The following is a 26415-nucleotide window of genomic DNA, read 5'->3' on the forward strand; positions in this document are numbered from 1 at the left end:
GGTGCTCGCATCAGTGTGGTGTGGCGGCCGCTGCACCTGTTTTTGCGACCATCGCGTCGGCGGCGGCGATCTTCTGCGTCACCGCCTCGCGCAGTGGCGACGACGCCGGCAGCAAGGTCGACAAGTGGCGCCAGTCGCCGGCCGCATCGGCATAGCGCTGCTGCTGGAAGGCGGCGATGCCGTGCATCCACAGCGCCCGCTGGTTGTCCGGCTGCTGCGCCAGCACCCGGTCGAGCATGGCGCGTGCGGCGCTGCCCACCGTGAGATCGGCGCGTTGCGCCATGTCGGTCTCGGCCCAGCCGAGCAGGGCCTCGACGTTGTCCGGGGCGACCCGCAGCGCCTGCGCATAGGCCTGCTGCGCTTCGTGCGGGTGCTGCGCCTGTTGCGCATCCCAGGCCTGCTGCAGCCAGCCTTGCAGCAGTTGCGCGGTCTGGTCCGGCGCGGGCGGCGGCAGCGGTTGCAGCGGGACGCCGGCCAGGGCTGCGGGTGTGCCGATGCGCCAGTACAGGCCGGCGCCCAGCAACGGCAGCAGCAGCGCAAGCAGCAGCGCGACGCCGCGTTGCCGACCTGCGCCGGAACGCTGGACGAGCAACGGGCGCAACACCGCGAACAGGGCAATGCCGAGCATCGCGGCGGCGGCGAGCAGAAAGCCGGGCGTCACCAGGCGTCCTCCGCTTCCGTCGTGACGGCGCCAAGGGCGCGGCGGCGTTGCCGCAGCGTCGCCAGCACCATCGCGGCGCCGCCCAGCAGCAACAGCGCCGGCCCGAACCACAGCAGCCAGGTGCCCGGCGCCAGCGGCGGGTCGTACAGCACGAAGGCCGAGTAGCGATCGACCATGTATTGCTTGATCTGCGCATCGCTGCGCCCGGCCTGCAGTTGCGCGAACACCTGGTGGCGCAGGTCGCGCGCCAGCGTCGCGTCGGAGTCGGCCAGGTTCTCGTTCTGGCACACCAGGCAGCGCAACTGCGCGGTCAGGTGCTGGAAGCGCTGTTCCTGCGCGCGGTCCTTGAAGGGGAGTGGGTCCACCGCCTGGGCGAAGGCCGGCACTGCACCGCCCAATAGCCACAGCAGCACCAACAGCCGCCACCACGGCGTGCGCCTGCGCGTCCGTGCGACCAGCACGCTCATCGACGTGCTCCGTCGAGCGCGGCAATCGCCGGACGCAGTTCGTCGGCCAGCACCTGCGGCGTCAGTACGCCGACGTGCTTGTAGCGGACCACGCCGTCGGCATCGATCAGGAAGGTTTCCGGAGCGCCGTACACGCCCAGGTCGATGGCGCGCTGGCCGCCGGTGTCCACCAGCACCAGCGCATACGGATTGCCGCGCTGCGCCAGCCAGGCGGCGGTGTCCTGCGGATCGTCGCGGTACGCATAGCCGACCAGGGTCACGCCCAGTTGCCGCGCCTGCGCCATCAGCAGCGGATGCTCCTCGCTGCAGGCCATGCACCAGCTGCCGAACACGTTGAGCAGATACGGGCGGCCGCGCAGCGCCTGGCTGCCGCTGCGCAGGTCCGGGCGGTCCAGGCGCGGCAGCGCGAACGCCGGCACCGGCTTGCCCAGCAGCGGCGAGGGCACCTCGCGCGGGTCGTGGCTGCGGCTCCACCACAGGCCGAACCCGAACAGCGCGGCCAGCAGCACGAACGCGGCCAGCGGCAGCAGCCGGCTCATGGCGTGGCTCCGGCGAGCGCGGCCGGCGCGGTAGCGCTCGCCGCAGCCGGCTGCGCTCGCAAGCGGCGCGCGCCAGCGCTGACGAAACCGCCGAGCATCATCAGCAGGCCGCCGGCCCAGATCCAGCGGATGAAGGGCTTGTCGTACAGGCGCAGGGTCCAGCCGTATTCGATGTGCTGGTCGTCGACCGGCTCGCCGAGGGCGACATACAGGTCGCGCAGCACGCCGGCGTCGATCGCCGCCTCGGTCTGGATCCGCTCGCTGCTGTACAGACGCTTCTGCGGGTGCAGCACCGCGACGAGGGCGCCGTCGCGCAGCACGCTCACCGTGCCTTGCTCGGCCTTCCAGTTGGGGCCATCGATCAACTGCACGCCATCGAAGCGAAAGCTGTGCGCGCCGATCTGCGCGCTCTGGCCGGGGTCCAGGCGCACATCGCGTTCCACCGACAGGCTGTCCGACAACAGCACACCGGCCACGAACACCGCGACCCCGGCATGCGCCAGCAGCATGCCGGCCAGTTCGGCGGGGAAGCGCCGGCCACGCGGCGCGCTGCGCCAGCGGGTGAGTGCATACAACGCGGTGCCGACGCCGACCCAGACCGCGGCGGCGACGCCGGCCACCGCGCGCAGCGTGCCTGCGCTCAACAGCCACGCCAGCAGCGCGCAGGCCAGTGCGGCCAGACCGGCGCGCGCGGCCACCGCGCGCAGTGCGCCGGGTTCGGTGCGGCCCCAGCGCAGGTAGGGACCGAACGGCAACAGCAGCACCACCGGCAGCATCAGCAGCGGGAACAGCAGGCCGAAGTAGGGCGGCCCGACCGAGATCTTGCCCAGCCGCAGCGCATCGCCGAGCAGCGGGAACAGCGTGCCCAGCAGCACCATCGCCGCGGCCACGCTGAGCATCAGGTTGCCGACCAGGATCGCGGTCTCCCGCGACAGCGCGGCGAACGGCTTGCCCGCGGCCAGGCGCGGCGCACGCAGCGCGTACAGCAGCAGCGAGCCGCCGACCACCAGCACCAGGAAGCCGAGGATGTACAGGCCGCGACGCGGGTCGGCGGCGAAGGCGTGCACCGAGGTCAGCACGCCCGAGCGCACCAGGAAGGTGCCCAGCAACGACAGCGAGAACGCCAGGATCGACAGCAGCAGGGTCCAGGCGCCGAGCGCGCCGCGTTTCTCGGTGACCGCCTGGGTGTGGATCAGCGCGGCGCCGACCAGCCACGGCATGAAGCTGGCGTTCTCCACCGGGTCCCAGAACCACCAGCCGCCCCAGCCCAACTCGGCATAGGCCCACCAGCTGCCGGCGACGATGCCGGCGCTGAGGAAGCCCCAGGCGACATTGGTCCACGGCCGCGCCCAGCGCACCCAGGCCTGCTGCTGTTCGCCGCCGAGCAGGGCGGCGATGGCGAAGGCGAAGGCCACCGAGAAGCCGACATAGCCGGTGTACAGCACCGGCGGATGCAGCACCATGCCCGGGTCCTGCAGCACCGGATTGAGCTCGCTGCCGTCGCGCGGCATCGGTGAGAGCCGCACGAAGGGATTGGAGGTGAACAGGACGAAGGCCAGGAAGCCGCTGGAGATCAGCCCGAGCACGCCGAGTACGCGCGCGGCGAACGCCTCCGGCAAGTGCCGGCCGCTGCGCGCCAGCGCCACCGTCCACAGGTTGAGGATGGCGATCCACAGCAGCAGCGAGCCTTCGTGCGCGCCCCACACCGCGGCCAGCCGGTAGTACCAGGGCTGCGCCAGGTTGGCGTTGGCGGCGACGTAGCGCACCGAGAAATCCAACTGCAGCAACACGTAGCCGAGCAGGCCGAAGGCCAGCCAGGCGAAGCCGGCCTGGGCGTAGGCGGCCGGCCGCGCCACCGCCATCCAGGCGCGCTGGCCGCGCCAGGCGCCGAGCAGCGGCAATACGGCCTGCACCAATGCCAGCAGCAGGGCCAGGATCAGCGCGCACTGGCCGAGTTCGGCGCTCATCGCGCGTCGTTCCCGGCGCGGTGGGGCGCGATCGGCCTCATGGCCTTGCCGTCGCCGCAGCGGCCGCCGCGGTGTTGCTGCCGACGTGGGCGCGATCGGCATGCGCCTGCGCCATCGCGTCCTTCAGTTCCTGCGGCATGTAGGTCTCGTCGTGCTTGGCCAGCACTTCGGTGGCGACGAAGCGCGCGCCCTGCATCGAGCCGGTGGCGATCACTGCCTGGTTGTCGCGGAACAGGTCGGGCAGGATGCCTGTGTAGGCGACCGCGGTGGCGCCGGCCTTGTCGATCACGGTGAACTGCACCTGCAGCGCATCGGCGCTGCGCGTGATCGAGCCGGCCTTGACCATGCCGCCGAGCCGGAACACCCGGTAGTCCCTGGCCGCGCCGGCCTGCACCTGGCTGGGCGTGAACAGGTAGCTGACGTTGTGCTGCAGGGCCAGCACGAACAGGCCGGTGGCCAGCGCCGCGGCGCCGAGCAACAGCAGCACCAGCAGCAGGCGGCGCTTACGGGTGGGATGCATCGTGCGCTCCGTTGATCGCAACGTTGCCGCGGGCACGGCGTGCCTGTTCGCGCGCCACTTGCGCACGGATGCCGGCGAGCAGGCGGCGCTGGCGGCGGCGCGGCAGCACGCTGTCCAGAATCAGCACCACCAAGACCAGTGCGTACGCGCTCCACACGTAGACGGCGTAGCCGCCCATCGCCCAGAACCCGCTCATGCCGCGTGTTCCGCGGGCAGCGGCACGACATCGGCGGGCGTCGCCGGCACCGGCGCGGCCTGCAACGCGATCGCACGCACCCAGGCCTTGCCGCGCTCCAGCGCCAGCAGGTCGCTGCGCATGCGCCCGCACAGGCTGGCGACGTAGTAGCACTTGCTGGCGACCACGCCGGTCAGCAGCGGCCACAGCATCGACAGCGGCATCTTCGACGGGCCCAGCACGCGCACCGTGGAGCCCTGGTGCAGGGTGTTCCACCACACCACCGAGTAATGCACGATCGGCAGGTTGATCAGTCCGACCAGCGCCAGCAGCGCGGCGGCGCGCGCGCCCTGGCGCGGATCGTCGATGGCACGGTGCAGGCCGATCACGCCCAGATACAGGAACAGCAGCACCAGTTCCGAGGTCAGCCGCGCGTCCCAGGTCCACCAGGTGCCCCACATCGGCCGGCCCCACAGCGAGCCGGTGCACAGGGTGACGAAGGTGAAGGCCGCGCCGATCGGCGCCGAGGCCATGCAGGCGATTTCCGCCAGTTTCACCCGCCACACCAGCGCGACCAGGCCGGCCACCCCCATCGCGGCGTAGACGAACAGGCTCATCCACGCGCATGGCACGTGCACGAACATGATGCGGTAGGCGTCATGCTGCTGGTAATCCGGCGGCGCCAGCACCAGCCCGCCGTAACAGGCCACGGCGCCGAGCAGCACGGCCGCGGCCAGACTCCACGGGCGCACCGCGCCGGCCACGCGGTAGAAGGTCGGCGGCGCGCCGAGCCGGTGCAACCAGAGCGGGATCCAGGAACGCATGGAGGTCTTCAGCGGGCGAGGGGCGCGCTGCGCGGCAACGCCTGTACCGCGGCGGCGGCGTCGACCTGCAATAGGCCGTCGCGCGTGCGGCTGGTGCGCAGCAGCAGGTCGTGCACGCTGCGCGCGTCCAGTTGCGGGGCCAGTGCCAGCAGCAGCGCGACCACGCCGCTGACGTGGGCAGTGGCCATCGACGAGCCGGAAGTGAAGTCGTAACCACCGTTGGGCTGGGTGGTGAGGATGTCCTCGCCCGGCGCGCTGAGCACGCCCGCCGGCGCCGGGGCGGCGGCGCTGCTGCGCACCACGATCACCCCGGGAATGCCGTCGGGAAACCCGTCCAGGCGGCCGTTGGGCGGCATCGCGGCAACCACGATGCGGCCCTCGCGCAGCAGCTGTTCCAGCAGCTTGCGCAGCAGCGGGTCGGCCGGGCCGCCGAGGCTGAGATTGATGATGCGGGTGCGGGTGTCGCCGATCGCCGCCAGCGCCTTGGCCAGGGTGAAGGAGTTGCAGCCGGCGCCGGCGCCGGGGCGCTGCGGATACCAGCAGGCCTTGTACACGTCGAGCATCGCCTTCGGTGCGATGCCGACGATGCCGAGGTGGTTGTTGCTGCCGGCGGCGATGATGCCGGCGACCTCGGTGCCGTGGTGGTCGCGGTTGAACGCGCCCGGGTCGGCGGCCACCAGGTCGCGGGTGTTGCGCAGGCGCCCGCGCAGGTCCGGGTGCGCGGTGTCCACGCCGGTGTCGACGATCGCCACGTCCACGCCCTGGCCCTGGCTCAGCGCCTGCGCGGTGGCCGCGTTGGTCGCGGCGAAGCCGCGCTGCATGTCCACGTAGGGATCGTTGTAGCGCAGCGGCTGCGCCGGTGCGGCCGCAGCCTGGCTGTCGGTCGAATAGGTGCCGAAGTCCTGCAGCGGCTGCGACAGCGCCACCCGGTCGTCCTTGGCCAGTTGCGCCAGCAGCGCGGCGCGGTCGCTGCCCGGCGCCGGCTCCAGCACCACGCAGTACAGCCCCAGCGCCTTGATCGGCCAGCCGGCGACCTGGCGCAGGCCGTAGCGCTTGTTCAGCGCGTCCAGGGTGGCGACCGCCTGGGTGCCGGCGCCGTAGTAGCGGGCGGAGGCGTAGCCGAGCAGGTTGGAGCCGGCGTGGCGGCTCGGCGCGGCCATTGGGTTGGCCACGGCGAGGACGATCTGGCGCTGGCTGTCCAACGCCGGCGACGGATCCAGGCTGGGCGCCTTGGCGTCCGTGGCGGGCGCCGGATCGGCGACGGCCGCCGGCGCGGCATGGGCGCAGGCGCCCAGGCCCAGGCAGGCGAGGAGCAGGCTGGCGAGACGCAGCTTCATGGCGCGGCGATCGGCTCCGCCAGGCGGATGCCGGCGGTGGCGCGCAACTGCTGCACGCTGCGCTGCGGCTGCGCCGGCGACCCGGCCTGGGTCGGCACCACGGTGTAGGCGCCGGCAGCGTTGGGGCCGCCGATCACCCGCAACTGCAGCTTGCGCAACAGCGCGTCCCAGTCGGCCAGGGTCATGCGCGCGTCCGGCACCACCCGGATCGCATCGGCCGCCAGCGGCTGCGCGGCATCGCTGAGGGTGCGGTAGGCGGTGCTGCGCTCGTGCTCGGCGGACAGGCGCATGCCCAGCACGCCCAGGCCCACCGCCTGCAGCAGCGCGGCGGCGACCAGCGCCCGCGTGGTCCAGCTGGCGCGGCTGCGCTGCGGCGGCGCCTGCGGAACCGGCGCGTCCAGGCGCTGCAGCAGGCGCTGCAGCCCGGCCTCGGCGTCCACCGGCACGTCGCTGGGCAGGGTCATGGCCATGCGCAGGCGGCTCTGCTGCGCGAACTCGGCGCTGCAGTGCCGGCACTTGGCCAGGTGCGCGACCAGCCACTCGTTTTCGGCTTCCGTGGCGCTGTCCTGCAGCACCCACGGCATCAGGTCCCAGGCATGCGCGCACTCGTTGCCCGGCTCGTTGAAGCCCGTTTTCATCACGCGCTCTCCGTCAGCGTGGACGCATCGCCGGCCAATCCCGGCAACACGTTGCGAAGTTTGACCCGGGCATGGAACAACCGGGCTTTGATGGTGCCCACCGGGCACTGCATGATCGCGGCGACCTCTTCCAGCTTGTGGCCGAGACCGTAGACCAGTTCCACCACCAGGCGCTGGTCGGCCGACAGGCGTTCCAGGCCCTTGCCCAGCCAGTCGCGCAGCTCGCGGTCCTCGTCCGGGTCGGCCGCCGCGGCGTGGTCCTCGGCGGCCACGCCGTCGTCGATGGCGTCGTCGCTGTGGTGGCGGATCGCCTTGAGCCCGCAGCGGTAGGCGATGCCCATGATCCAGGTCGAGACCTGCGAATCGCCGCGGAAGTCGCCGGCCTTCTGCCAGACGATCCAGAAGCAGTCGTTGATCGCTTCCTCGATGATGTCCGGGCGCCGGGTCAGCCGCGACAGGAACCGGCACAGGCGCCCGTGGTAGGCGCGGTACAGGCGGGTCAGCGCCTCGCGGTCGCTGGCGGCCATGCGCCGGAGCAGCATGCGGTCGGTGGCATCGCCGAGCAGGTCGGTGTCGTTCATGGGGGCAGGTGTGGCAACGGGCACCGGTATGTGCCGGGGCGGCACGGAAAGGTTGCGCTGGCCTCAGAAGCTGCGGGAGACGCTGACCACCCACGGCCACAGGCCGCGGTCGGCATAGCCGGTGCGGGCGTTGCTGAACACACGGTCCACCTCCAGGCTCCAGCGCCCGGCGTTCCAGATCAGCCCGGCGTGGCCGTAGCGATAGTGCGCCGTGTACTCCAGTCCGTACAGCGCCGGCGGTGCCTGGCTGACGCCGACCCCGGCCGACAGCGACAGCGGGCCGGTCAGCGGCTGGTGCGCGGTCAGGTCCAGCGCCCCGTACCAGCGCTGCTGCAGGCCGCTGTCGGGCATGCGGAAGGCGGCCAGCGACAGGCTCAGGCGGTCGCGGTAGCTCCAGCCCAGGCTGACCTCGTCGCGGTTGAACAGGCGGTTGGCGCGTGCGCCAGGGTAGCGGTACAGCAGCGCCTCGGCCTGCAGTTGCCAGCTGTCGGACACGGTCCAGCTGCGCGACAGGCCGACGCTGCCCATCAGCACCTTGCCCGGCGCGTCCAGCGCCACGCTGGCCGAGCCGCTCAGCGACCAGCCCGGCGCCGGCAGCCAGAACAGCGCGCCCTGTAGGGTCGGGGTAGCGCGGGTCACGGCGATGCCGCGGTCGACCAGTTGCGAGCTGATCCCGGCGGCGCCGCCGATGTCGCCGGCGTTGGCCGCAGGTGCGTGCAGGGCGGCGAGTGCCAGGCCTGCTGCCAATGCCGCGCTGGCGCCTGGACGCACGGACGCGCGTGCGCTCAGCATGCGCGGTCCGCCCTGTGGCGCCGGGGTGCGACGGGAAGCAGCGACGAGGCGCCGCAGGCGGCAGGGGACAAACGCACGGTGGCTCGATGCTCGCAGGTCAGGAATCGGGCACGGGCGCGGCGCGCTGGCCGGCCCGTCGGGCGCCGAATATGACCGGATCGGCCAGCCAGTTCAATGCAGGCTGTGCAGGTAGGCGATCAGGTCCTGCAACTGCTTGGCGTCGTCCAGGCCGTCGTACTTCATCTTGCCGCCGGGCAGCGCCTTGGACGCCGGCTGCGACAGGTAGCTGCGCAGTTTGTCGTCGCTCCAGGTCCACTGGCTCTGCTTCATCGCCTCGGAGTAGGCGTAGTCCGGCACGCTGCCGGCGCGGCGCCCGACCACGCCGAACAGGGTCGGGCCCTTCTTGTTCTTGGCCGGCGCGGCGCTGTGGCATTCGGCGCATTCGCTGGCGAACACGCCGGCGCCGGGCATGCCGCCGGCGGCCCGTGCGGACGGCGCCACCACGGCGGCCAGCGGCAGCAGGCCGGCCAGCAGGGTGCACAGGGGGAGGGCATGGGTGCGTTTCATGGGGGAAGCTCCGTGCGGGGGAATCAGAAAGCGAGGCTCAGGCTCAGCGCGAACTGGTTGAGGTCGCGCGGGCGGGTGACCGGGGTGGCCCCGAACACGTTGCCGGTGCTGCCGTTGAACTTGCTGAAACGGAACCAGGTCGCGGACAGGCGCAGGTTGGAGATCGACGAGTAACTGTCGTCCTTGCCGAACGGTGCCCACGAGGCGCTGATCAGGTTGCTGGTGGTGTCCGGCGCGCCGTACGGGCGGTAACGGAACGGATCGTCCGAGCCGGTGTTGATGAAGTGCGCCAGCAGCAGGCTGTAGCTCTGCTTGTAGGTGTAGTTGAGGCTGATCGACTGGTCGCGCACGCTGGCCCGGCGCGGGCCGGCCAGGGCCGGGTTGGTCGGGTCGATCAGTGCGCTGCCGTAGCGGCGGCGCTCGTAGATGTTGAGGTAGCCGAGCTTGAGGATGTGCTCGCGGGTGCCCAGGAACTGGTAGTTGAGGTCGTAGCCGAGGTCGGTGAAGTCGTCGCGCGGGCCGGTGCTGCGCGGCAGCTGCCGGCGCGTGGTCAGCGCGACGACGCCGGCGGAGAAGAACTGCCGCTTGAGGTCCTTCATGTAGCTCAGGCGCAGGTAGCCGGTGTCGCTGAGCTTGCCGGGATCGCCGCCGATGGCGTAGCCGAGATCGTCCTGGGTCGACACCGGCAGTGCGGTGTAGGTGCCGACCTCGCCGTACCAGTTGCGGTCGTACAGGCCGTAGACGCTGGTGCCGATCACCCGGTTGGACAGCGACGACTGGTTGAGCAGGGTGGTCGAACTGGCATAGGCCGAGGCCGGACCCAGGCCGGAGGCGTTGGGCAGCATGCCGATCGGATCCTGGCTGCCGGGATTGTTGTTGACGCTGACGCCGAGCAGGGTGTCCTTGCCGCCGAGCTGGAAGCTCTTGACCACCGCGCGCAGGTCCACGTTGTCCAGGCGCGTGGTGTAGTCGTTCTTGCCGTTGTTGGTCCTGGCGACCTTGACGTAGCCGCCGACGTTGTCGGTGATGCGTCCGGCCAGGTACAGGTCGGCTTCGCTGAAGCGGGTGCGGCTCTCGCCGCGCGCCGGCACGCTGCGGGTGGCGGTGAGCTGTGCGGAGACCGGGATCTTGGTGCCGTTGCCGTCGCTGTCGGTGTAGCCGCCGAGCTTGAAGCGCATGCCGTACGGAGTCAGCGCCGGGCCGTAGGCGCCGATGTGGCAGTCGGCGCAGGACGAGCCGGTCTGCCGCGCGAATGCCGGCACCGCGGCCGCGCGCGGGCTCAGCACCAGCAGCAGCGAACCGAGCGCCGACCACAGCAGCGCCTGCTCGGCGCCGCGCGTCCTGTCGCTGCGGGAGAAGGTGGAGGGGGACGACGGGGCCTGGTGCATGCGGAAAGTCCTTTGGCGGGCGGGTGGGGGCGGCGACGGACGCAAACGGGGAAGGAAGACGCGGCTCAGCGGCGGCGCAGGAACGGCAGCATCCGTTGCAGCACCGCGTCGCGGCGGACGAGGTGGTGCCACAGCGCCGCGCCGATGTGCAGCAGGATCAGGCCGAGCAGCAGCCAGGCCGCGTCCACGTGCCAGGCGCCCAGGGTGTCGGCGAGATCGGGATCGGGCGCGACCAGCTCCGGTAGCGTCGCGCCGAACAGATGCACCGGCTTGCCCATCGATTGGCTCAGCGCCCAGCCCAGCACCGGCAGGGTCAGCAGCAGCGCGTACATCACCACGTGGGTGGCGCCGGCCAGCAGGCGCATCAGCGCCGAACCGGCCTCCGGGTCGTGGCGCTTGCCCAAGCGCATCCGCAGCACCACGCGCAGGCAGAACAGGCCGAGCACGAACAGACCGAAGTGGCGGTGGCCTTCCAGCAGCCACTGCCGCCACATGCGGCCTTCGACCTCTTCGCGCAGCAGGATCAGCCCCGCCGCCAGCACCAGGCACAGCACGGTGAGCCAGTGCAGCCACACCATCGGCCGCGGCAACGCGGCCTGCGCGGCGGCAGGGGACACAGGGGGTTTCGGAGCGGCCGGCGTGGGCGAGGTCATGGCGGTACGCGGTGTCCTTGGGGGCAACGAAGTGGGGCGCAGCCCGATGCCGGCGGGGCATCGCGGCAGCGGTGGTCGTCGATGGGTGCCGGCGCTGCGGCGAAAGGTTGCGTCGCGCGGCGCGTCGGCCTCGCGCAACCTTTCCGCAGACCGAGGGCACTCAGCCTGGACACTCCGATGTGGAGCCCGGTCGGGCACTCTGATGGCAATCGAACGAATCCAGTTGCGGACGCACGGCGATGCGCGCGGGCAGCTCGTGGCGCTGGAACAACAGCGCGACGTGCCTTTCGACATCCGCCGCGTGTACTACCTGTTCGCCACCCGCAACGGCGTGCATCGCGGCCAGCATGCGCACCGCCATCTCAACCAGTTGGCGGTGGCGCTGCACGGTTCGGTGTCGTTCCTGCTCGACGACGGCAGTGGACCGATGCAGGTGGTGCTGGACGATCCGCGGCAGGGCCTGCTGCTCGGCAGCATGGTCTGGCGCGATCTCTACGACTTCAGCGAAGACTGCGTGCTGATGGTGCTCGCCGACCAGGCCTACGATCCCACCGACTACATCTTCGACTACGACGAGTTCCTGCGCGAAGCCGCGGGCCTGCGCCGCCAGGAGGCCTGAAGCCATGGCACGTCCCCTGGTCATCGTCGGCGCCGGCGAACTGGCGCAGATCGCCTGCGAATACTTCACCCACGACAGCGACTACGCCGTGCTGGCCTTCAGCGTGGAGCGCGACTACCTGTCCACGCCGACCCTGGCCGGCCTGCCGGTGGTGGCCTACGAGGAACTCGAGCAACGCTATCCGCCGTCGCAGGTGGAGGTGTTCGTGGCGATTCCCGCCAGCGGCCTCAACCGATTGCGCACGCGCTTCTACCTGGACGCCAAGCGCCGCGGCTACCGCATGGCCAGCTACGTCAGTTCGCAGGCCTTCGTCTGGCGCAACGTGGAGCTGGGCGAGCACTGCTTCGTGTTCGAGCACAACGTGCTGCAGCCGTTCACCCGCATCGGCGCCAACTGCATCCTGTGGAGCGGCAACCACGTCGGCCACCGCACGGTGATCCATGACCACGTGTTCGTGGCCTCGCATGCGGTGATTTCCGGCTACTGCGAGATCGGCGCGGGCAGCTTCGTCGGGGTCAACGCCACGCTGAGCGACCGGGTCAAGGTGGCCGCCGACAACGTGATCGGCGCCGGCGCGCTGCTGACCCGCGACACCGAGCCGGGACGCATCTACGTCGGTGCGCCGGCGCGGGCGGTGGCCGGCAAATCCAGCTTCGACGTGGACCTGTGAGGCACATGTTCGCCTGGCACAAACGCGGTCTTGTCTTCGACACCGCACGCGATGGCGTCGGCGGCTGGATGCGGCATTCGGCGCTGACGCCCACGCCGCTGCGCCTGGATGCCGAGCGTCTGCGCATCTACGCCGGCTTTCGCGACGACGCCGGGGTCAGCCGCATCGGCTACGTCGACGTGCGCGCCGACGATCCGACCCGGGTGCTGGGCGTCAGCGCAGCACCCGTACTGGACATCGGCCGCGCCGGCTGTTTCGACGACAACGGCATGATCCTCGGCGACGTGGTGCACGGGCCGGACGGTCTCTACATGTTCTACGTCGGCTTCCAGCAGGTGGCGAAGGCCAAGTTCCTGGCCTTCACCGGCCTGGCGGTGTCCACCGACGGCGGCGACACGTTCCAGCGCCGCCAGGACACGCCGCTGCTGGACCGCGCGCCGGGCCGCAGCACCATCGCCGCGGTGCATTCGGCGCGCTATCGCGCTGGCCGCTGGCAGCTCTGGTACGCGGTGGGCGACGACTGGGAATGGCTCGGCGGCACGCCGTATCCGCGCTACCACATCCGCTGCGTGGAGACCGACGACCTGCAGGCGGTCCCGCGGCAGGACACCGTCTGCCTGCAACCGCAAGGCGACGAATACCGTATCGGCCGCCCGCGGGTGTACCGGCACGGTGGCCGCTATCTGATGTGTTTCACCCACGGCAGCCGCGATGGTGCCTATCTGCCAGGCATGGCCGTCAGCGACGACGGCCGCCACTGGCAGCGCTGCGACACGGCGCTGGGCCTGCCGCTGTCGGCCGAGGGCTGGGATGCGCGCACGCTGTGCTACCCGGCGCTGCTCCGCCACGACGAGCGGCTGTTGCTGTTCTACAACGGCAACGACATGGGCCGCGACGGCTTCGGCGTGGCCGAGGCGCAACTGCCCGCCGGCATGGTGTGGGAGGACGCCGATGCTGTCGGTTAGGGCCTACACCGCGGCCGACGCACCGCTGTGGGATGCCGTGGTGGAGGCCTCGCGCAACGGCAATCTGCTGCACCGGCGCGGCTACATGGAGTATCACGCGGCGCGCTTCGTCGATGCCTCCTTGCTGGTCGAGGGTGCCGGCACGCCGGTGGCGGTGTTCCCGGCCAACCGCGACGGCGACGTGGTGACCAGCCATGCCGGACTCAGCTATGCCGGTCTGGTGTCGACCCACGCGCTGCGCGCGACTGCCACGCTGGAGGTGTTCGAGCGCATCGCGGCGCATTACCGCGACGCCGGCGTGCGCACGCTGCTGTACAAGGCGGTGCCGCATCTGTTCCACCGCAGCCCGGCGGAGGAGGATCTGTACGCGCTGCATCGGCTGGGGGCGCGTCTCTACCGCCGCGACCTGTCCTCGGCGGTGCCGTTGCGCGCGCCGCCGCGCTTCGCTGCCGCACGCAAACGCTCGGTGGCCAAGGCGCGCCGCGCCGGGCTGCAGGTGCAGCGTGTGGACGACCCGGCGCCGCTGCATGCGCTGCTGGGCGAGGTCCTGCAACGCCACGACGCGCGTCCGACCCACAGCCTGGACGAACTGCGCCTGCTGTGCGCGCGCTTCCCGGCGCAGATCGTGCCGTATGAAGTCCGCGACGGCAGCGACCTGCTGGCCGGCACGCTGGTGTACGACTTCGGCCACGTCGTCCACACCCAATACCTGGCCTGCTCGGAGCAGGGCCGCCGCACCGATGCGCTGAGCCTGCTGCTGGCCGAGCTCATCGAGCAGGTCTACGCGCAGCGCGACTTCCTCAGCCTGGGCATTTCCACCGAGCAGCAGGGCCAGGTGCTCAATGCCGGCCTGGTCGAGCAGAAGGAGCGCTTCGGCGCGCGCGCGTTGGTTCACGATTTCTACCGTTGGGAGTTGCAATGAGCCTGCCGCCGGCCAGCGTGCCGTTCCTGGATCTGCGGGCAAGCAATGCACGCTATGCCGATGAGCTCAAGGCCGCAGCGGCACGGGTGATCGATTCGGGCTGGTATGTGCTCGGCGAGGAGCTGGAGGCGTTCGAGCGCGAGTTCGCCGCCTACTGCGGCACCGCTCACGCCATCGGCGTCGGCAACGGCATGGACGCGCTGACCCTGATCCTGCGCGGCTACCGTGCGCTGGGCCGGCTGCACGAAGGCGACGAGGTGCTGGTGCCGGGCAACACCTTCATCGCCAGCTTCCTGGCGATCAGCGAGAACCGGCTGCGGCCGGTGCCGCTGGAGCCGGAGGCGGCCAGCTTCAATCTGGATCCGGCGCAGGTGGAGCGGGCAATCGGCCCACGCACCAGGGCGATCCTGGCGGTGCACCTGTACGGGCAGCTGGCGGACATGGCCGCGCTCCGCGCCATCGCCGAGCGCCATGGGTTGCTGCTGCTTGAGGACGCGGCGCAGGCGCACGGCGCGCGCCGCGACGGCCGCCATGCGGGCAGCTTCGGCGATGCCGCCGGCTTCAGCTTCTTCCCCGGCAAGAACCTGGGCGCGTTGGGCGACGGCGGCGCCGTGACCACCGACGACGCCGAACTTGCGGCGCAGCTACGCGTCTTGCGCAACTACGGCTCGGACATCAAGTACCGGCATCTCGTGCAAGGCGTGAACTCGCGCCTGGACGAGCTGCAGGCGGCGCTGTTGCGGGTCAAGCTGCGCCACCTGGACGCCGATATCGCCGCGCGCCGCGCGATCGCCCAGCGCTATCTCGACGGCATCGCGCATCCGCAGATCGCCGTGCCGCAGGTGGCCGACCCGGCCGCGCATGCCTGGCACCTGTTCGTGGTGCGCTGCGCGCAGCGCGACGCGCTGCAACGGCATCTGCAGGCCCAGGGCGTGCACTGCCTGGTGCATTACCCGACGCCGCCGCATCGTCAGCCGGCCTATCCGGAACTGGCCACCCTGCAGTTGCCGCTGTGCGAGCGCTTGGGTGCCGAGGTGTTGAGCCTGCCGATCGGCCCGACGCTGGACGCTGCGGCCGTGGCGCAGGTGATCGATGCCTGCCAGCGTTTCGGGGATGTGGCGGCATGAACGTGCTGCGCAGCGGCGTGTACAGCGGCGTGGCCACTGCGGCCAAGCTGCTGTCCGCGTTGCTGGTGCTGAAGCTGGTTGCGGTGTACGCCGGCCCGGCCGGGGTCGCCCGGCTCGGCCAGTTCACCAGCCTGATGTCGTTGCTGGCAGTGGTGGCCGGCGGCGGCATCGGCGCCGGCGTGGTCAAGTACGTGGCCGAGTACCGCGACGATGCGCCGGCACTGGCCCGGCTGCTCGGCAGCGCACTCGGCTACGCCTGCGTCGCCGCGATCGCGATGGGCGTGGCCGCGCTGCTGTGCAGCCGCCTGATCGCCGAGCGCCTGCTCGGCGATGCGCAGTACCAGCCGCTGATCTGCGTGCTGGCGGTGGCGCAGCTCGGCATTGCGCTGGCCAACTACATCCTGGCGGTGGTCAACGGCTTCATGGACGTGCGTCGGCTGGCCTTCGTCCAGGTCAGCGGCGCGGTGCTGAGCGTGCTGCTGGTGGCCGCGCTGGCGCACGGCATGGGCCTGTCCGGGGCGCTGCTGGGCCTGGTGCTGGGGCAGGTGGCCTGGCTGTGCGCCGGCGTGCCGGCGCTGCGACGCAGCCCGTATTTCCGCCGCGAGATGCTGCGCATCCGTTTCGATCCGGCGATGGTGCGGCGACTGGCCGGCTTCTCGGTCATGACCCTGGCCTCCGCGCTGCTGCCGCTGCTGGTCAACATCGGCGTGCGCGATCATCTGGCCGGCCAGTTCGGCTGGCAGCAGGTCGGTTACTGGCAGGCGGTGAGCCGCGTCTCCGATGCCTATCTGCTGTTCTTCACCACCGCCATCAACGTCTACTACCTGCCCAAGTTGGCGGCGTTGCATACGCGGCAGGCGCTGTGGCAGGAACTGCGCGGTGCCTATCGCTACGTGCTGCCGGCGGTGCTCCTCGCCGCAGCGGCGGTGTACCTGTGCCGCGACTGGATCACCCGACTGCTGTTCTCGGCCGATTTCGCCGCTGCATTGTCGCTGTACGCGCCGCAACTGCTCGGCGACGTGCTCAAGATCGCCTCCTTCGTGCTGTCCTACCTGATGCTGGCCAAGGCGATGACGCGGCTGTTCGTGCTCTCCGAATGTCTGTTCGCCGCCAGCTACCTTGGCCTGGTGGTGCTGTTCACCGCGCGCATGGGCCTGATCGGCGCGGTCTACGCGTTCGCCTGCAACTACGCGCTGTACCTGGCGTTCAACATGCTGGTGGTGCGCCGCTACCTGCGAGGACTGGGCTGATGGACGCAACGTATACCCCGCCAACGCTGCCGCTGGTGTCGGTGCTGATTCCGGCCTACAACCACGCGCGCTTCGTGCAGCGCTGCCTGGACAGCGTGCTGGAAGACCCGTACCCGAACAAGGAGCTGGTGATCGTCGACGACGGCTCCAGCGACGGCACCGCCGAGCGCATCGCCGAATGGATCGCGCAGCACGGCGACAGATTGCACGTGCGCTTCTGGCCGCGCGAGAACCTCGGCATCGCCGCCACGCTCAACCACCTGGTGGCGATGGCGCGCGGCGAGTTCCTGCGCCTGGGGGCCAGCGACGACTATCTGCTGCCCGGTGGATTAGGCGTGCAGGTGGCCTACCTGGGCGCGCATCCGCACAAGGCCGCGGTGATCGGCGACGCCATCGTGGTCGACACCCAGGGCCGCACCGTGCACCAGAGCAGCATGCGCGACCTGCACGGCGTGGACAAACGCCTGTACCTGAGCGAGGCCGGCATCCGCCGCGCGGTGATCCGGCACTGGGCGGTGAGCGGGGCGGTGGCGCTGGTCCGGCGCAGCGCGCTGCAGCCGGGCGCCGAATGGGACGAGGGCCTGCGCATCGAGGACTGGGACTTCTTCCTGCGCCTGGTCGCGCGCGACGCGCTGGGTTTCCTGGACGTGGCGGTCTGCGCCTACCGCGTGCACGACCACAACGCCAGCCGCACCCGGCACCTGCCCAGCCGCCTGGCCAACCTGGCCGAGTCGCGACAGGTGGCGCTGCGCCGCGCGCGCTTGTTCGATCCGGCCTGCCGCACCCTGCTGCACGCGCAGGCGCACTACATCGCCGCGAAGATCGCGTTCCTGCGGCGCAGCCCGCTGGCGCTGGGCGGACACCTGCTGGCGCATGCGTGGCTGTCGCTGTTGGCGCGGCTGCGCCAGGGCGGCCAACCGACGCTGGCCCAGCGCGGATGAGCCGGCTGCTGCGCCTGCCGTCGGCGTATTTCGGCCTGCCGCTGCTGCTGAGCTGCGCGCTGACCCTGCTCACCTTCGACCCGCCGCCGGGCTATCTAGCCGGCATCGCACTGCTGGCCGCCGTGGCGCTGGCGACGCTGGGCCTGGATGCGCTGCTCGGCATCCGCCTGCCGCCGCTGGCGGCGTTCCGGTCGCGCGAGTACGCCGGCACGCGCGAGGCCTTCGTCGCGCTCGGCCTGGCCGCGGCGGTGGGGCTGTTCTGCCTGCTGGACCTGCTGCTGTTCCCGATCCCGTTGCTGCACAACCCCTCCGCCTACGCCGACCTGAGCCCGCTGCAAGCGCACGTGCGGCATGTGTCGAATATGTGCTGGATCCTGCCGCCGATCGGCCTGCTGTGCGTGCGCGAGCGCAGCGTGCGCAATACGCTGCTGCTGGCCGGCTTCGCCTTCCCGGTGCTGGTGATCGACCGCAACCGCCTGTTCGCGGCAGTGTTCAGCGTCGGCCTGTTGCTGTTGCTGCGCCGCGACCCGGCACGGCCGCTGCCGTGGAAACGGGTACTGGCGCTGCTGTGCGCCGGCGCCGCCGCCTTCTCGCTGTTGGGCACGCTGCGTTCCGGCTCGCTGGATTCGGTGGCGCTGCCGTTCGGCGCGCTGTACCGGGCCGCGCCGCAGGGCATCAAGTGGCTGCTGCTGTACATCGGCGCCGGCCCGTACAACTTCGGCGCGCTGCTCAGCAAGGGCTACGCCAACGCCAGTTTCCTGATCAACCAACTGGTGCCGCTCAGCGGTTCCATCGCCACCGCCGGGACCGGCATCCCGCTGGATGCGCCGAACATCAATGTCGGCACCGAGTTCCTGCCGTTCCTGCTGGCCGGCGGTCCCGGTGCCGCGCTGGCGGCGATGCTGGCGCTGTACGCGGCGCTGCTGTGGAGCGTGCGCCTGCTCGGACGCGGCGTGGCGCTGTTCAACCTGCTGGTGTTCCTGCGCATCGCCTACGCCTGCGTGATGTCGCCGTTCGCGCCGCAGGCGTTCACCTGGACCAATGCCGGCTTCGTCGCGCTGTGCCTGCTGCTGCACGCCTGCAGCACCTTGCTGCCGAACCGCCGCGACGCCGCGCCGTCCACGGCCCTGCCTTCCATTTCCCCGAGATCCTCGCTGCCATGACCGACACCGCCATGCAACAAGACGAAATCTACCTGATCGACCTGTGGCGGATCCTGCGGCGGGAATGGCGCTGGTGCCTGCTGCCGCTGCTGCTGGCATTGGCGTTGGCGGCGCTGTTCCTGCACGGCGCGACCCGCCAGTGGCAGGCCACCGCCTGGGTGCAGGTCGGCGAGTTCGGCCCGACCCCGTCCGGGCGCGACCCCAAGCTGGAGCCGTTCCAGCGGGTGATCGACCGGATCAAGACCCGGCAGTTCCAGGAACAGGTGCTGCACAGCGCCGGCGTGGCCCTGGACAGCCGCCAGGCCGCGCTGTACCGCGACAGCCTGAAGCTGGACCCCGACCCGTACGCCAACCTGATCCAGTTGACCCTGCGCGCGCAATCGCCGCAGCAGGCACGACAACTGGCCACGGCCACCATCGCGCAACTACAGGCGCTGCACCGGCGCATCCAGGCCGGCCCGCTGCAGCAGGCCACTGCGCGGCTGCAGGAGCTGGCCGCGGACATCGCCGCCACCCAGACCGAGCGCGACCGCCTGCTGCAGCAGCAACGCGAAGGCCGCGGCAGCGTCGAGCAGCAATTGCTCGGCAACATGCTGTTGTCCGAGAAGACCACCACGCTGCGCGGCCTCAAGGCCGAGCGCGAGGATCTGCTCGGCCGGCTCGGCACGCGCTACACCTACGACACCTCGGCACCCTGGGAGACCTACGTGCCGCCGCGCGCGGCGTTTCCCAACCCGGTGCTGGTGCTGGCGGTGGCGCTGCTGGCAGGGCTCGGCGGCGGCGTACTGGCCGCGGTGGCGCGCAATGCGCTGCGCCGGCGGCAGGCGCGGCCGACAGGGGCGAGCGTCGCCGCCGCATAACAGCAGCTCGTCGATTCAACCAAACGGCGCTGCCGCCGCACCTACCTGCAGTACCGCGCGCTCGATGCGCGCGGATTCCGACAAGGGCAGGGCAGTGGAGAGGTGCAGGTGACAGCGAATGGCAAGGCGGGTGCAATGGCGCACACGACCACTCTGGACCCGGTGCGGTTGCTGGACACGCAGCGCGCCTTCGACAGCGTGGCCGCCGATTACGACGGCCCGCGCGGCAACAACGCGCTGATCCAGCGCATGCGCACCACCCTGTGGGATACCGTGGCGACGCAGTTGCCGGTCGGCTCGCGGCTGGTCGATCTGGGCTGCGGCACCGGCCTGGATGCGCACGCCTTCGCCCAGCGCGGCTACCGCGTGCTGGCCACCGACTGGTCGCCGCAGATGGTGGAGCGCACCCGCGCCCGCGCGCAGGATCCGAGTCTGCGCGGCCGGCTCAGCGTGGCCCATGTCGGCATCCAGCAACTGGATCTGCTCGACGGCGAGTTCGACGGCATGTACTCCAACTTCGGCCCGCTCAACTGCGCGCCGGATCTGCCCGACGTCGCGCGCCACTGCGCACGGCTGCTGCGCCGCGACGGGCGCCTGGTGTTCTCGGTGATCGGTCGCCTGTGCCCGTGGGAGCTGGGCCACTACCTGCTGCGCGGCCGCGTTCGCCGTGCTGCCGTGCGCGCCGCACGTGGCGCCACCGCCGTGGGCATGAACGGGCACACGATCTGGACCTGGTACTACTTCCCACGCGAGTTCTACCGCGCGTTCGCGCCGCATTTCGCGCTGGAGTCGTACCGCGCGCTCAGCCTGTGCCTGCCGCCGCCGTACCTGGTCGACCACTACCAGCGCCATCCGCGCCTGGGCGAGGCGCTCGGCCGCCTCGACGACCGCATCGGCGGCTGGCCGCTGCTGCGCGACATGGGCGATCACTTCCTGATCGTGCTGCGCAAGCGCTGAGCATGGCCGCGTCTGCCGCCCCCATCGACCTCTGCCTGGAGGGTGCGCGTGTTGCGCACGCCTGTGGGGCGGTGCACGCGCCGCTGGCGCTGCGCGCCGGCCGGATCGCCGCGGCCGCCACGCCGGCCGCGTTGCGCATCGATCTGCACGGGCAGTTGGTGTTGCCCGGCTTGATCAACGCCCACGAGCATCTGCACGTCAATGCGGTGCCGCCGCTGCCGCAGGCTGCGCCGTTCGCCAACAGCTATGCCTGGATCGACGCCTTCGCCGCGCATTTCCGCACGCCGGCGGTGACCGCCGCGCTGGCCCTGCCCAAGTCGCTGCGGCTGCGCCATGGCGGGTTGAAGAACCTGCTGGCCGGGGTGACCTGCGTGGCCCACCACGATCCCTGGCATGCCGCGCTGGATGCGGCCGACTTCCCGGTGGCGCTGCTGCGCGAGTTCGGCTGGAGCTACACCTTGCACGGCCCCGACTACGGACCGCCGCTGGCACGGAGCTTCGCCGCGGCGTCCGCCGCCGGCTGGCCGTGGATGATCCACCTGGCCGAAGGTACCGACGCGGTGGCCGCCGGCGAACTCGCCGAGCTGGAGCGGCGCGGCTATCTGGCCGACAACACGGTGCTGATCCACGGCGTGGGCCTGGGCGCGGACGACGTCACCCGCGTGCTCGCCTGCGGCGCGGCGGTGGTGTGGTGCCCGAGCAGCAACCTGACCCTGCTCGGACGCACCCTCGATCCGCAGCGCCTGAGCGCGGCCGGGCGCCTGACGCTGGGCAGCGATGCGCGGGTCAGCGGCGGCCGCGACCTGCTCGAGGATCTGCGCCTGGCTGCCACCCACGGCCTGGACGCGACCCAGGCACTGCGCCTGGCCACGACCGCCGCGGCCGACATCCTGCGCATGCCGGATCGCGGGCATCTGGCGCCGGGCGCACACGCCGATCTGCTGATCGTCGCCGACCGTGGCGGCGCGCCGGCGCAGAGCCTGGTCGGGCTGCCGCGCAGCGCATTGCGCGCGGTCGTGCGCGACGGGCGGCCGCGGATCGCCGATCCAGATTTCGCCGCGTGGTTCGCAGCCGCCGGCGTGGACACGGTACCGGTGACGCTGGACGGGACCCCCAAGCTGCTCGCAGTGGAGCTGGCCGACCCGACGCTGCTCGCGCTGGAGCCGGGCCTGGAACTTCACGTTGCGCCACCGCGTTCACACACGACACAACTGTCGCAGGAATGCCCGGCATGAGCGGCGTCCCGACCCTCGATCCGCTGGCCGCCTATGCGCTGTGGGCGGACAGCTACCCGGCGCAGGCGCACAACCCGGTGATGCAGGCCGAGCAGCGCGCCATGCTGGCCTTGCTGCCGTCGTCGTTGCGCGGCCAGCACGTGCTCGATGCCGGCTGCGGCAGCGGCCGCTACCTGCTGCATGCGCTGCAGCGTGGCGCCGGCCACGTCACCGGCGTGGACCTGTCGCCACAGATGCTGACGCGCGCCGCGCAGGAACTGGGCGACGTCGATACCGGCCGCTACACGCTGCACGAAGGCCGCCTGGAGGCCTTGCCGCTGGCCGACGCCAGCGTCGACCTCAGCCTGTGCGCGCTGGCGCTGGGGCACCTGCCGCAGCTGCCGCCGGCCCTGGCGGAACTGCGCCGCGTCACCCGTCCCGGCGGCTGGGTGCTGTGCAGCGACGTGCACCCGATCGGCCCGGCGCTGGGCTGGCGCCGCGACTTCAAGGCCGGCGGCCGGCGCTACGCGGTGCGCCACACCCAGCACCTGTACAGCCACTGGCACGCCGCCTGCGCCGCGCTCGGGCTGGCCATCGACGCGGTCAGCGAACCGATGCTCGACCCGGCGGACATCCCCGCCAGCGCCCATTTCGATCCCGCTGCATTGCAGGTGCCGGTGGCCCTGGTGCTGCGCCTGCGGCGCCTGCCGTGACCCCCGTCCTGCGTTCGCCCCGTATGTCCTCCACACCCAACACGCTGCTGGTCAATCCCACCATCACCAAGCCGCCCAGCGCCCGCTTTCCGCTGTCGCTGCTGAACCTGGCGGCGGCGCTGGATCGCACTGGCGACAGCCGCATCATCGACGGCAACGTCGACCGCGACTTCATCGACCGCAGCCTGCAGGCGCTGCAGGAGCAGCGCTTCGATGCGGTCGGCATCAGCGTGATGGGCGGGCCGCAACTGGCGCCGTCGATCGCGCTGTCGCAGGCCATCCGTGCGCGTTTCCCGGCGCTGCCGATCGTGTGGGGCGGCTATTTTCCCACGCTGTACCCGGACACCGCGCTGGCCGCGCCGTACGTGGACTACGCGATCCGCGCGCAGGGCGAGGAGACCTTGCCGGAACTGCTGGCCGCCTTGCGCGGCGAAGGGCCGACGCTGGCGCAGGTCGACGGGCTGTCCTGGAAGCACAACGGCGCCGTGGTGCACAACCGCAACCGCGCCTTCCAGCGCGGCGACGCGCTGCCATCGCTGCCGTACGAGAAGCTCGGCGAACCGCGCCGCTATCTCGGCCGTACCTTCCTCGGCCGCCGCACCGCCTCGCACCAGGCCGCGCTGGGTTGCCGCTTCCGCTGCACCTTCTGCGGGGTGGCGGCGATGTTCGGCGGCGCCACCGCCTTGCCGACCGCGGCCCGCCTGGAACGCGAGCTGGGCTATCTGAAATACGGCCTGGGCGCGGACTCGATCCAGTTCTTCGACCACAACTTCTTCGACCGCGAAGCCGACATGATCCCGCTGCTGGAGGTGATGGCGAAGCTGGAACTGCCGTGGTGGTGCTACGCCCGCGCCGACGCGCTGCTCAACCTGTCCGAGAGCACCTGGAAACTGGTGCGCAAGAGCCGCCTGCGCATGGCCTACATCGGCGCCGAGTCGCCGAGCGGGGCGATGCTCAAGGAGATCCGCAAGGGCACGCGCCCGGACCAGACCCTGGAAGTGGCCGAACTGTGCCGGCGCAACGGGGTGATTCCGGAGCTGTCGTTCATGGTCGCGCCGCCGCAGGACAGCGAGCGTGAGACCGAGCAGACCTTCGAGTTCATCCGCGAGCTGAAGCGGATCAACCCGCAGTCGGAAATCATCGTCTACGTGTACACGCCGCTGCCGGACAGCAGCCGCCACGAGAAGGACCGCGGCCGCCGCGCCGGCACACCCTTGCTCGACCGCGACGGGGTGCCGGTGCAGTTCCCGCGCACACCGGAGGAATGGGCGCAGCCGCAGTGGGTGGACTACGCCTGCCACGCCGATGCGCCCTGGCTCACCGATGCGCTGCGCCAGCGCATCCGCGATTTCGTCACCGTGCTCGGCTGCCGCTATCCCACCGCGCAGGACCAGCGCTCGCCGGGCTGGGCCAAACGCGGCCTCAGCGCGCTGGCCGCGTGGCGCTACCGCTACCGGCGCTACGACCGGCCATGGGAACTGAACCTGGCCAACCGGCTGGTGCGCCTGCAACGGCCGCAGGTATCCGGGATCTGAGCATGGACGGCAACGTCGACCGCGCCGTGCATGCCGTGCAACTCAACTTCGTGCCGTTGCCGGACGGGGTGACGCCGGAGCAGGCGTTCGCGCTGTGGCCGTCGCTGGCCGACATCGCCGAGGCGGTGGCCAGCGCCGGCACCCGCGTTTCGGTGATCCAGGCCGCCGCGGTCGATGCGCAACTGCAGCGCAACGGCGTGAACTATCACTTCGTGCGCCGTGCCGAGACCGGGCGCCGGCGCCATCTGCGCCGCATCGCCGCGCTGCTGGCCGAGCTGGAGGCCGACGTGGTGCACGTGCACGGCCTGCAGTTCGCGCGCGAGGCGGCGACGCTGGCGCGCTGGCGGCCGTCGCGGCCGATCCTGCTGCAGGACCACGCCAACCGTCCGCCGCGCTGGTGGCGGCGGCCGCAGTGGCGGCGCTGGTACACCGCCGCCGCCGGCATCGCCTTCACCTCGCTGGAGCTGGCGCGCGGTTTCGTCGGCGCCGGACTGTTCGCCGGATCCACGCGCCTGTTCGCCATTCCCGAATCCAGTTGCCGCTTCACTCCCGGCGAGCGCGACCAGGCGCGCCGCGACAGCGGGCTGCATGGCGCGCCCTGCGTGCTGTGGGTCGGCCATCTGAGCGAGGGCAAGGATCCGCTCACCGTGCTCGACGGCATGGCCCGCGCCAGCGAGCAACTGAGCGGGCTGCAGTTGTTCTGCGCGTTCGGCGATGCGCCGCTGCTGCCGGTGGTGCAACAGCGCATCCAGGCCGATCCGCGGCTGGCCGGCCGCGTGCACCTGCTGGGCCGGGTGGAGCACGCGCAGATCCAGACCCTGATGCGCGCGGCCGACCTGTTCGTGTCCGGCAGCCTGGGCGAGAGCTGCGGCTACGCGGCGCTGGAGGCCTATGCCTGCGGCACGGTGCCGGTGTTGACCGACATCCCGGCGTTCCGTGCGCTCAGCGACGGCGGCCGGGTCGGCGCGCTGTGGCCGTGCGGCGACGCCGAACGCCTGGCCACCGCGCTGCTGCAGGCCTCGCGCGACGGGCCTTCGCGAGCGCTGGTGCGCGCGCATTTCGATGCGCAGCTGTCGTTCGCGGCAGTCGGCCGGCGCTGGGCGCGCGCCTATGCGCAGTTGCTCGGTGCCACGTCGCGGAGCGCGGCATGAAGCTGGCCCTGGTGGTGCCGGGCGGCGTCGACCGCAGCGGCGAGTACCGGGTGATTCCGGCCTTCCTGAGCCTGATCGAGCGGCTGGCGCGCGTGCATGAATTACACGTCTTCGTGCTGCACCAGGAACCGCTGCCGGCGCAATGGGACCTGCTGGGCGCGCGGATCCACAACATCGGTGCGGCGCGTACGCGCTGGCGGGCGATCGCCGCGATCCGCGCCGAGCACCGCCGCGCGCCGTTCGACGTGGTGCAGTCGCTGTTTTCCGGCCACTGCAGCCTGATCGCGGTGGCGGCAGCGCGCTGGCTGCGGCGGCCGAGCCTGGTGCACATCGCCGGCGGCGAACTGGTCGCACTGCATGCGATCGGCTACGGCGGCCGGCGCAAATGGCAGGGGCGGCTGCGCGAGGCGCTGGTGTTGCGCCTGGCGAGTGCGGTGACCGCCGCCAGTGCGCCCATCCTCGACAGCTTGCGGGCGTTGGGCATCGCCGCCGAACGCGTGCCCCTGGGCGTGGACCTGCGCGCCTGGCCGCCGCGCCCGCCGCGCGCGCGGGGGGAGGGCCCGGCGCGGCTGCTGCACGTGGCCAGCCTCAATCCGGTGAAGGACCAGACGACCCTGTTGCGCGCACTCGCCGCACTGGCCCGCGCCGGGGTCGACTTCCGCATCGACCTGGTCGGGGTGGACACCCTCGACGGCGCGATGCAGCGCCTGGTCGCCACGCTTGGCCTGAGCGCGCGCGTGCGCTTCCTCGGCTTCAAGACCCAGCGCGACCTGCGGCCGCTGGTGGAGGCGGCGGATCTGCTGGTGTTGTCGTCGCAGCACGAGGCCGGGCCGCTGGTGTTGCTGGAAGCGGCCGTGGCCGGCGTGCCGACCGTGGGCACCGCGGTCGGGCATCTGCAGGAGTGGGCGCCGTCGGCGGCGCTGGCGGTGCCCGTGGGCGACTGGGCCGGGCTGGCCGATGCGCTACGCCAGGTACTCAGCGACGACGACCTGCGCCTGCGCCTGGCCTGGGCGGCGCAATGCCGGGCCGTGCGCGAGGACGCCGACTGCAGCGTGCGCGGCTTCACCGCGCTGTACCAGCGCCTGTGCGCACCGCGCAGCACCGATGAGCGGCGCGCGGCGCAGAACGGTTGACGCGCAGCGCGGCGTGCAGGCGCTTCGCCTTTAAGGCGGCCTCGTGTCTTTTCGTGGCAGCGGCTTCAGCCGCGACGTGCGCCGCC

At 71.5% G+C, this 26415-nt stretch carries 29 protein-coding genes; 15 read left to right on the plus strand and 14 right to left on the minus strand.

What is annotated here, in order from left to right; translation table 11 throughout:
- Positions 1-10: 10 nt before the first annotated feature.
- The 14 genes from SLW52_RS19390 to SLW52_RS19455 form a co-directional block, all read right to left on the minus strand.
- On the minus strand, positions 11-661 hold the full coding sequence (locus tag SLW52_RS19390) for a tetratricopeptide repeat protein (RefSeq protein ID WP_320741019.1): 651 nt from the start codon (positions 659-661) through the stop codon (positions 11-13).
- Complete coding sequence (locus tag SLW52_RS19395; protein ID WP_017915625.1) at positions 658-1128, minus strand: cytochrome c-type biogenesis protein; 471 nt, start codon at positions 1126-1128, stop codon at positions 658-660. Before SLW52_RS19395 ends, SLW52_RS19390 begins: the two co-directional genes overlap by 4 nt.
- Positions 1125-1667, minus strand: coding sequence for a DsbE family thiol:disulfide interchange protein (locus SLW52_RS19400; RefSeq protein WP_320741017.1), 543 nt, complete (start codon positions 1665-1667; stop codon positions 1125-1127). Before SLW52_RS19400 ends, SLW52_RS19395 begins: the two co-directional genes overlap by 4 nt.
- Positions 1664-3634: a heme lyase CcmF/NrfE family subunit gene (locus tag SLW52_RS19405; protein WP_320741015.1), complete on the minus strand. Its 1971-nt coding sequence runs from the start codon at positions 3632-3634 to the stop codon at positions 1664-1666. Before SLW52_RS19405 ends, SLW52_RS19400 begins: the two co-directional genes overlap by 4 nt.
- A gap of 37 nt (positions 3635-3671) precedes the next feature.
- A complete protein-coding gene (ccmE, locus tag SLW52_RS19410; RefSeq protein WP_295925773.1) occupies positions 3672-4154 on the minus strand; it encodes a cytochrome c maturation protein CcmE in 483 nt (160 codons plus the stop codon).
- The gene (ccmD, locus tag SLW52_RS19415) at positions 4138-4350 is read right to left on the minus strand and encodes a heme exporter protein CcmD (protein WP_320741014.1); all 213 of its coding nucleotides are present in this window, start codon (positions 4348-4350) and stop codon (positions 4138-4140) included. The genes ccmE and ccmD overlap by 17 nt, the downstream gene beginning before the upstream one ends.
- The gene (locus SLW52_RS19420) at positions 4347-5153 is read right to left on the minus strand and encodes a heme ABC transporter permease (RefSeq protein WP_295843896.1); all 807 of its coding nucleotides are present in this window, start codon (positions 5151-5153) and stop codon (positions 4347-4349) included. Before SLW52_RS19420 ends, ccmD begins: the two co-directional genes overlap by 4 nt.
- A gap of 8 nt (positions 5154-5161) precedes the next feature.
- The gene (locus tag SLW52_RS19425) at positions 5162-6490 is read right to left on the minus strand and encodes a S8 family serine peptidase (RefSeq protein WP_152244745.1); all 1329 of its coding nucleotides are present in this window, start codon (positions 6488-6490) and stop codon (positions 5162-5164) included.
- Entirely contained in the window at positions 6487-7128 is a 642-nt protein-coding gene (locus SLW52_RS19430) for a zf-HC2 domain-containing protein (RefSeq protein ID WP_153752740.1), read from the minus strand. Before SLW52_RS19430 ends, SLW52_RS19425 begins: the two co-directional genes overlap by 4 nt.
- Positions 7128-7709: a sigma-70 family RNA polymerase sigma factor gene (locus tag SLW52_RS19435; RefSeq protein WP_017913785.1), complete on the minus strand. Its 582-nt coding sequence runs from the start codon at positions 7707-7709 to the stop codon at positions 7128-7130. Before SLW52_RS19435 ends, SLW52_RS19430 begins: the two co-directional genes overlap by 1 nt.
- A gap of 63 nt (positions 7710-7772) precedes the next feature.
- On the minus strand, positions 7773-8501 hold the full coding sequence (locus SLW52_RS19440) for a hypothetical protein (RefSeq protein ID WP_320741012.1): 729 nt from the start codon (positions 8499-8501) through the stop codon (positions 7773-7775).
- 171 nt (positions 8502-8672) lie between these two features.
- Positions 8673-9068, minus strand: coding sequence for a c-type cytochrome (locus SLW52_RS19445; RefSeq protein WP_320741010.1), 396 nt, complete (start codon positions 9066-9068; stop codon positions 8673-8675).
- Between the two features lie 23 nt (positions 9069-9091).
- Positions 9092-10456, minus strand: coding sequence for a hypothetical protein (locus tag SLW52_RS19450; RefSeq protein ID WP_017916197.1), 1365 nt, complete (start codon positions 10454-10456; stop codon positions 9092-9094).
- A 65-nt stretch (positions 10457-10521) separates the two neighbouring features.
- The gene (locus SLW52_RS19455; protein ID WP_043092009.1) at positions 10522-11034 is read right to left on the minus strand and encodes a cytochrome b/b6 domain-containing protein; all 513 of its coding nucleotides are present in this window, start codon (positions 11032-11034) and stop codon (positions 10522-10524) included.
- A 277-nt stretch (positions 11035-11311) separates the two neighbouring features.
- On the opposite strand from SLW52_RS19455, the gene SLW52_RS19460 reads away from it, so the two are divergent.
- The 15 genes from SLW52_RS19460 (at position 11312) to SLW52_RS19530 (ending at position 26329) form a co-directional block, all read left to right on the plus strand.
- Entirely contained in the window at positions 11312-11728 is a 417-nt protein-coding gene (locus SLW52_RS19460; RefSeq protein WP_017909879.1) for an FdtA/QdtA family cupin domain-containing protein, read from the plus strand.
- A 4-nt stretch (positions 11729-11732) separates the two neighbouring features.
- Positions 11733-12398: an acetyltransferase gene (locus SLW52_RS19465; protein WP_267094095.1), complete on the plus strand. Its 666-nt coding sequence runs from the start codon at positions 11733-11735 to the stop codon at positions 12396-12398.
- A gap of 5 nt (positions 12399-12403) precedes the next feature.
- The gene (locus tag SLW52_RS19470; RefSeq protein ID WP_295939567.1) at positions 12404-13363 is read left to right on the plus strand and encodes a hypothetical protein; all 960 of its coding nucleotides are present in this window, start codon (positions 12404-12406) and stop codon (positions 13361-13363) included.
- Complete coding sequence (locus tag SLW52_RS19475) at positions 13350-14285, plus strand: GNAT family N-acetyltransferase (RefSeq protein WP_295939569.1); 936 nt, start codon at positions 13350-13352, stop codon at positions 14283-14285. Before SLW52_RS19470 ends, SLW52_RS19475 begins: the two co-directional genes overlap by 14 nt.
- The gene (locus SLW52_RS19480; protein WP_267099835.1) at positions 14282-15412 is read left to right on the plus strand and encodes a DegT/DnrJ/EryC1/StrS family aminotransferase; all 1131 of its coding nucleotides are present in this window, start codon (positions 14282-14284) and stop codon (positions 15410-15412) included. Before SLW52_RS19475 ends, SLW52_RS19480 begins: the two co-directional genes overlap by 4 nt.
- Entirely contained in the window at positions 15409-16662 is a 1254-nt protein-coding gene (locus tag SLW52_RS19485) for an O-antigen translocase (protein ID WP_320741007.1), read from the plus strand. The genes SLW52_RS19480 and SLW52_RS19485 overlap by 4 nt, the downstream gene beginning before the upstream one ends.
- Entirely contained in the window at positions 16662-17603 is a 942-nt protein-coding gene (locus SLW52_RS19490; RefSeq protein WP_267103363.1) for a glycosyltransferase, read from the plus strand. Before SLW52_RS19485 ends, SLW52_RS19490 begins: the two co-directional genes overlap by 1 nt.
- A complete protein-coding gene (locus SLW52_RS19495) occupies positions 17600-18766 on the plus strand; it encodes a hypothetical protein (protein WP_320741005.1) in 1167 nt (388 codons plus the stop codon). Before SLW52_RS19490 ends, SLW52_RS19495 begins: the two co-directional genes overlap by 4 nt.
- 11 nt (positions 18767-18777) lie before the next feature.
- Positions 18778-19626, plus strand: coding sequence for a Wzz/FepE/Etk N-terminal domain-containing protein (locus SLW52_RS19500; protein ID WP_320744256.1), 849 nt, complete (start codon positions 18778-18780; stop codon positions 19624-19626).
- Positions 19627-19761: 135 nt separating this feature from the next.
- Positions 19762-20583 (plus strand): class I SAM-dependent methyltransferase, encoded by an 822-nt coding sequence (locus tag SLW52_RS19505; RefSeq protein WP_320741000.1) that lies wholly within the window; start codon positions 19762-19764, stop codon positions 20581-20583.
- Positions 20584-20585: 2 nt separating this feature from the next.
- The gene (locus SLW52_RS19510) at positions 20586-21818 is read left to right on the plus strand and encodes an amidohydrolase family protein (protein WP_320740998.1); all 1233 of its coding nucleotides are present in this window, start codon (positions 20586-20588) and stop codon (positions 21816-21818) included.
- The gene (locus tag SLW52_RS19515; RefSeq protein ID WP_320740997.1) at positions 21815-22510 is read left to right on the plus strand and encodes a class I SAM-dependent methyltransferase; all 696 of its coding nucleotides are present in this window, start codon (positions 21815-21817) and stop codon (positions 22508-22510) included. Before SLW52_RS19510 ends, SLW52_RS19515 begins: the two co-directional genes overlap by 4 nt.
- Before the next feature lie 23 nt (positions 22511-22533).
- Positions 22534-24045 (plus strand): radical SAM protein, encoded by a 1512-nt coding sequence (locus SLW52_RS19520; protein WP_320740995.1) that lies wholly within the window; start codon positions 22534-22536, stop codon positions 24043-24045.
- A 2-nt stretch (positions 24046-24047) separates the two neighbouring features.
- The gene (locus SLW52_RS19525; protein ID WP_320740992.1) at positions 24048-25196 is read left to right on the plus strand and encodes a glycosyltransferase family 4 protein; all 1149 of its coding nucleotides are present in this window, start codon (positions 24048-24050) and stop codon (positions 25194-25196) included.
- A complete protein-coding gene (locus SLW52_RS19530) occupies positions 25193-26329 on the plus strand; it encodes a glycosyltransferase family 4 protein (protein WP_152236908.1) in 1137 nt (378 codons plus the stop codon). Before SLW52_RS19525 ends, SLW52_RS19530 begins: the two co-directional genes overlap by 4 nt.
- Positions 26330-26415 lie beyond the last annotated feature (86 nt).

Source organism: Xanthomonas sp. LF02-5, assembly GCF_034105325.1.
Taxonomy (GTDB): Bacteria; Pseudomonadota; Gammaproteobacteria; order Xanthomonadales; family Xanthomonadaceae; genus Xanthomonas_A; species Xanthomonas_A sontii.

Coding starts and splice junctions, on each gene's coding strand:
- SLW52_RS19395 (WP_017915625.1), bottom strand. CDS start 1,128: ATGAGCGTGCTGGTCGCACGGACGCGCAGGCGCACGCCGTGGTGGCGG.
- SLW52_RS19400 (WP_320741017.1), bottom strand. CDS start 1,667: ATGAGCCGGCTGCTGCCGCTGGCCGCGTTCGTGCTGCTGGCCGCGCTG.
- SLW52_RS19405 (WP_320741015.1), bottom strand. CDS start 3,634: ATGAGCGCCGAACTCGGCCAGTGCGCGCTGATCCTGGCCCTGCTGCTG.
- ccmE (WP_295925773.1), bottom strand. CDS start 4,154: ATGCATCCCACCCGTAAGCGCCGCCTGCTGCTGGTGCTGCTGTTGCTC.
- ccmD (WP_320741014.1), bottom strand. CDS start 4,350: ATGAGCGGGTTCTGGGCGATGGGCGGCTACGCCGTCTACGTGTGGAGC.
- SLW52_RS19420 (WP_295843896.1), bottom strand. CDS start 5,153: ATGCGTTCCTGGATCCCGCTCTGGTTGCACCGGCTCGGCGCGCCGCCG.
- SLW52_RS19425 (WP_152244745.1), bottom strand. CDS start 6,490: ATGAAGCTGCGTCTCGCCAGCCTGCTCCTCGCCTGCCTGGGCCTGGGC.
- SLW52_RS19430 (WP_153752740.1), bottom strand. CDS start 7,128: ATGAAAACGGGCTTCAACGAGCCGGGCAACGAGTGCGCGCATGCCTGG.
- SLW52_RS19435 (WP_017913785.1), bottom strand. CDS start 7,709: ATGAACGACACCGACCTGCTCGGCGATGCCACCGACCGCATGCTGCTC.
- SLW52_RS19440 (WP_320741012.1), bottom strand. CDS start 8,501: ATGCTGAGCGCACGCGCGTCCGTGCGTCCAGGCGCCAGCGCGGCATTG.
- SLW52_RS19445 (WP_320741010.1), bottom strand. CDS start 9,068: ATGAAACGCACCCATGCCCTCCCCCTGTGCACCCTGCTGGCCGGCCTG.
- SLW52_RS19450 (WP_017916197.1), bottom strand. CDS start 10,456: ATGCACCAGGCCCCGTCGTCCCCCTCCACCTTCTCCCGCAGCGACAGG.
- SLW52_RS19455 (WP_043092009.1), bottom strand. CDS start 11,034: ATGGTGTGGCTGCACTGGCTCACCGTGCTGTGCCTGGTGCTGGCGGCG.
- SLW52_RS19460 (WP_017909879.1), top strand. CDS start 11,312: ATGGCAATCGAACGAATCCAGTTGCGGACGCACGGCGATGCGCGCGGG.
- SLW52_RS19465 (WP_267094095.1), top strand. CDS start 11,733: ATGGCACGTCCCCTGGTCATCGTCGGCGCCGGCGAACTGGCGCAGATC.
- SLW52_RS19470 (WP_295939567.1), top strand. CDS start 12,404: ATGTTCGCCTGGCACAAACGCGGTCTTGTCTTCGACACCGCACGCGAT.
- SLW52_RS19475 (WP_295939569.1), top strand. CDS start 13,350: ATGCTGTCGGTTAGGGCCTACACCGCGGCCGACGCACCGCTGTGGGAT.
- SLW52_RS19480 (WP_267099835.1), top strand. CDS start 14,282: ATGAGCCTGCCGCCGGCCAGCGTGCCGTTCCTGGATCTGCGGGCAAGC.
- SLW52_RS19485 (WP_320741007.1), top strand. CDS start 15,409: ATGAACGTGCTGCGCAGCGGCGTGTACAGCGGCGTGGCCACTGCGGCC.
- SLW52_RS19490 (WP_267103363.1), top strand. CDS start 16,662: ATGGACGCAACGTATACCCCGCCAACGCTGCCGCTGGTGTCGGTGCTG.
- SLW52_RS19495 (WP_320741005.1), top strand. CDS start 17,600: ATGAGCCGGCTGCTGCGCCTGCCGTCGGCGTATTTCGGCCTGCCGCTG.
- SLW52_RS19500 (WP_320744256.1), top strand. CDS start 18,778: ATGCAACAAGACGAAATCTACCTGATCGACCTGTGGCGGATCCTGCGG.
- SLW52_RS19505 (WP_320741000.1), top strand. CDS start 19,762: ATGGCGCACACGACCACTCTGGACCCGGTGCGGTTGCTGGACACGCAG.
- SLW52_RS19510 (WP_320740998.1), top strand. CDS start 20,586: ATGGCCGCGTCTGCCGCCCCCATCGACCTCTGCCTGGAGGGTGCGCGT.
- SLW52_RS19515 (WP_320740997.1), top strand. CDS start 21,815: ATGAGCGGCGTCCCGACCCTCGATCCGCTGGCCGCCTATGCGCTGTGG.
- SLW52_RS19520 (WP_320740995.1), top strand. CDS start 22,534: ATGTCCTCCACACCCAACACGCTGCTGGTCAATCCCACCATCACCAAG.
- SLW52_RS19525 (WP_320740992.1), top strand. CDS start 24,048: ATGGACGGCAACGTCGACCGCGCCGTGCATGCCGTGCAACTCAACTTC.
- SLW52_RS19530 (WP_152236908.1), top strand. CDS start 25,193: ATGAAGCTGGCCCTGGTGGTGCCGGGCGGCGTCGACCGCAGCGGCGAG.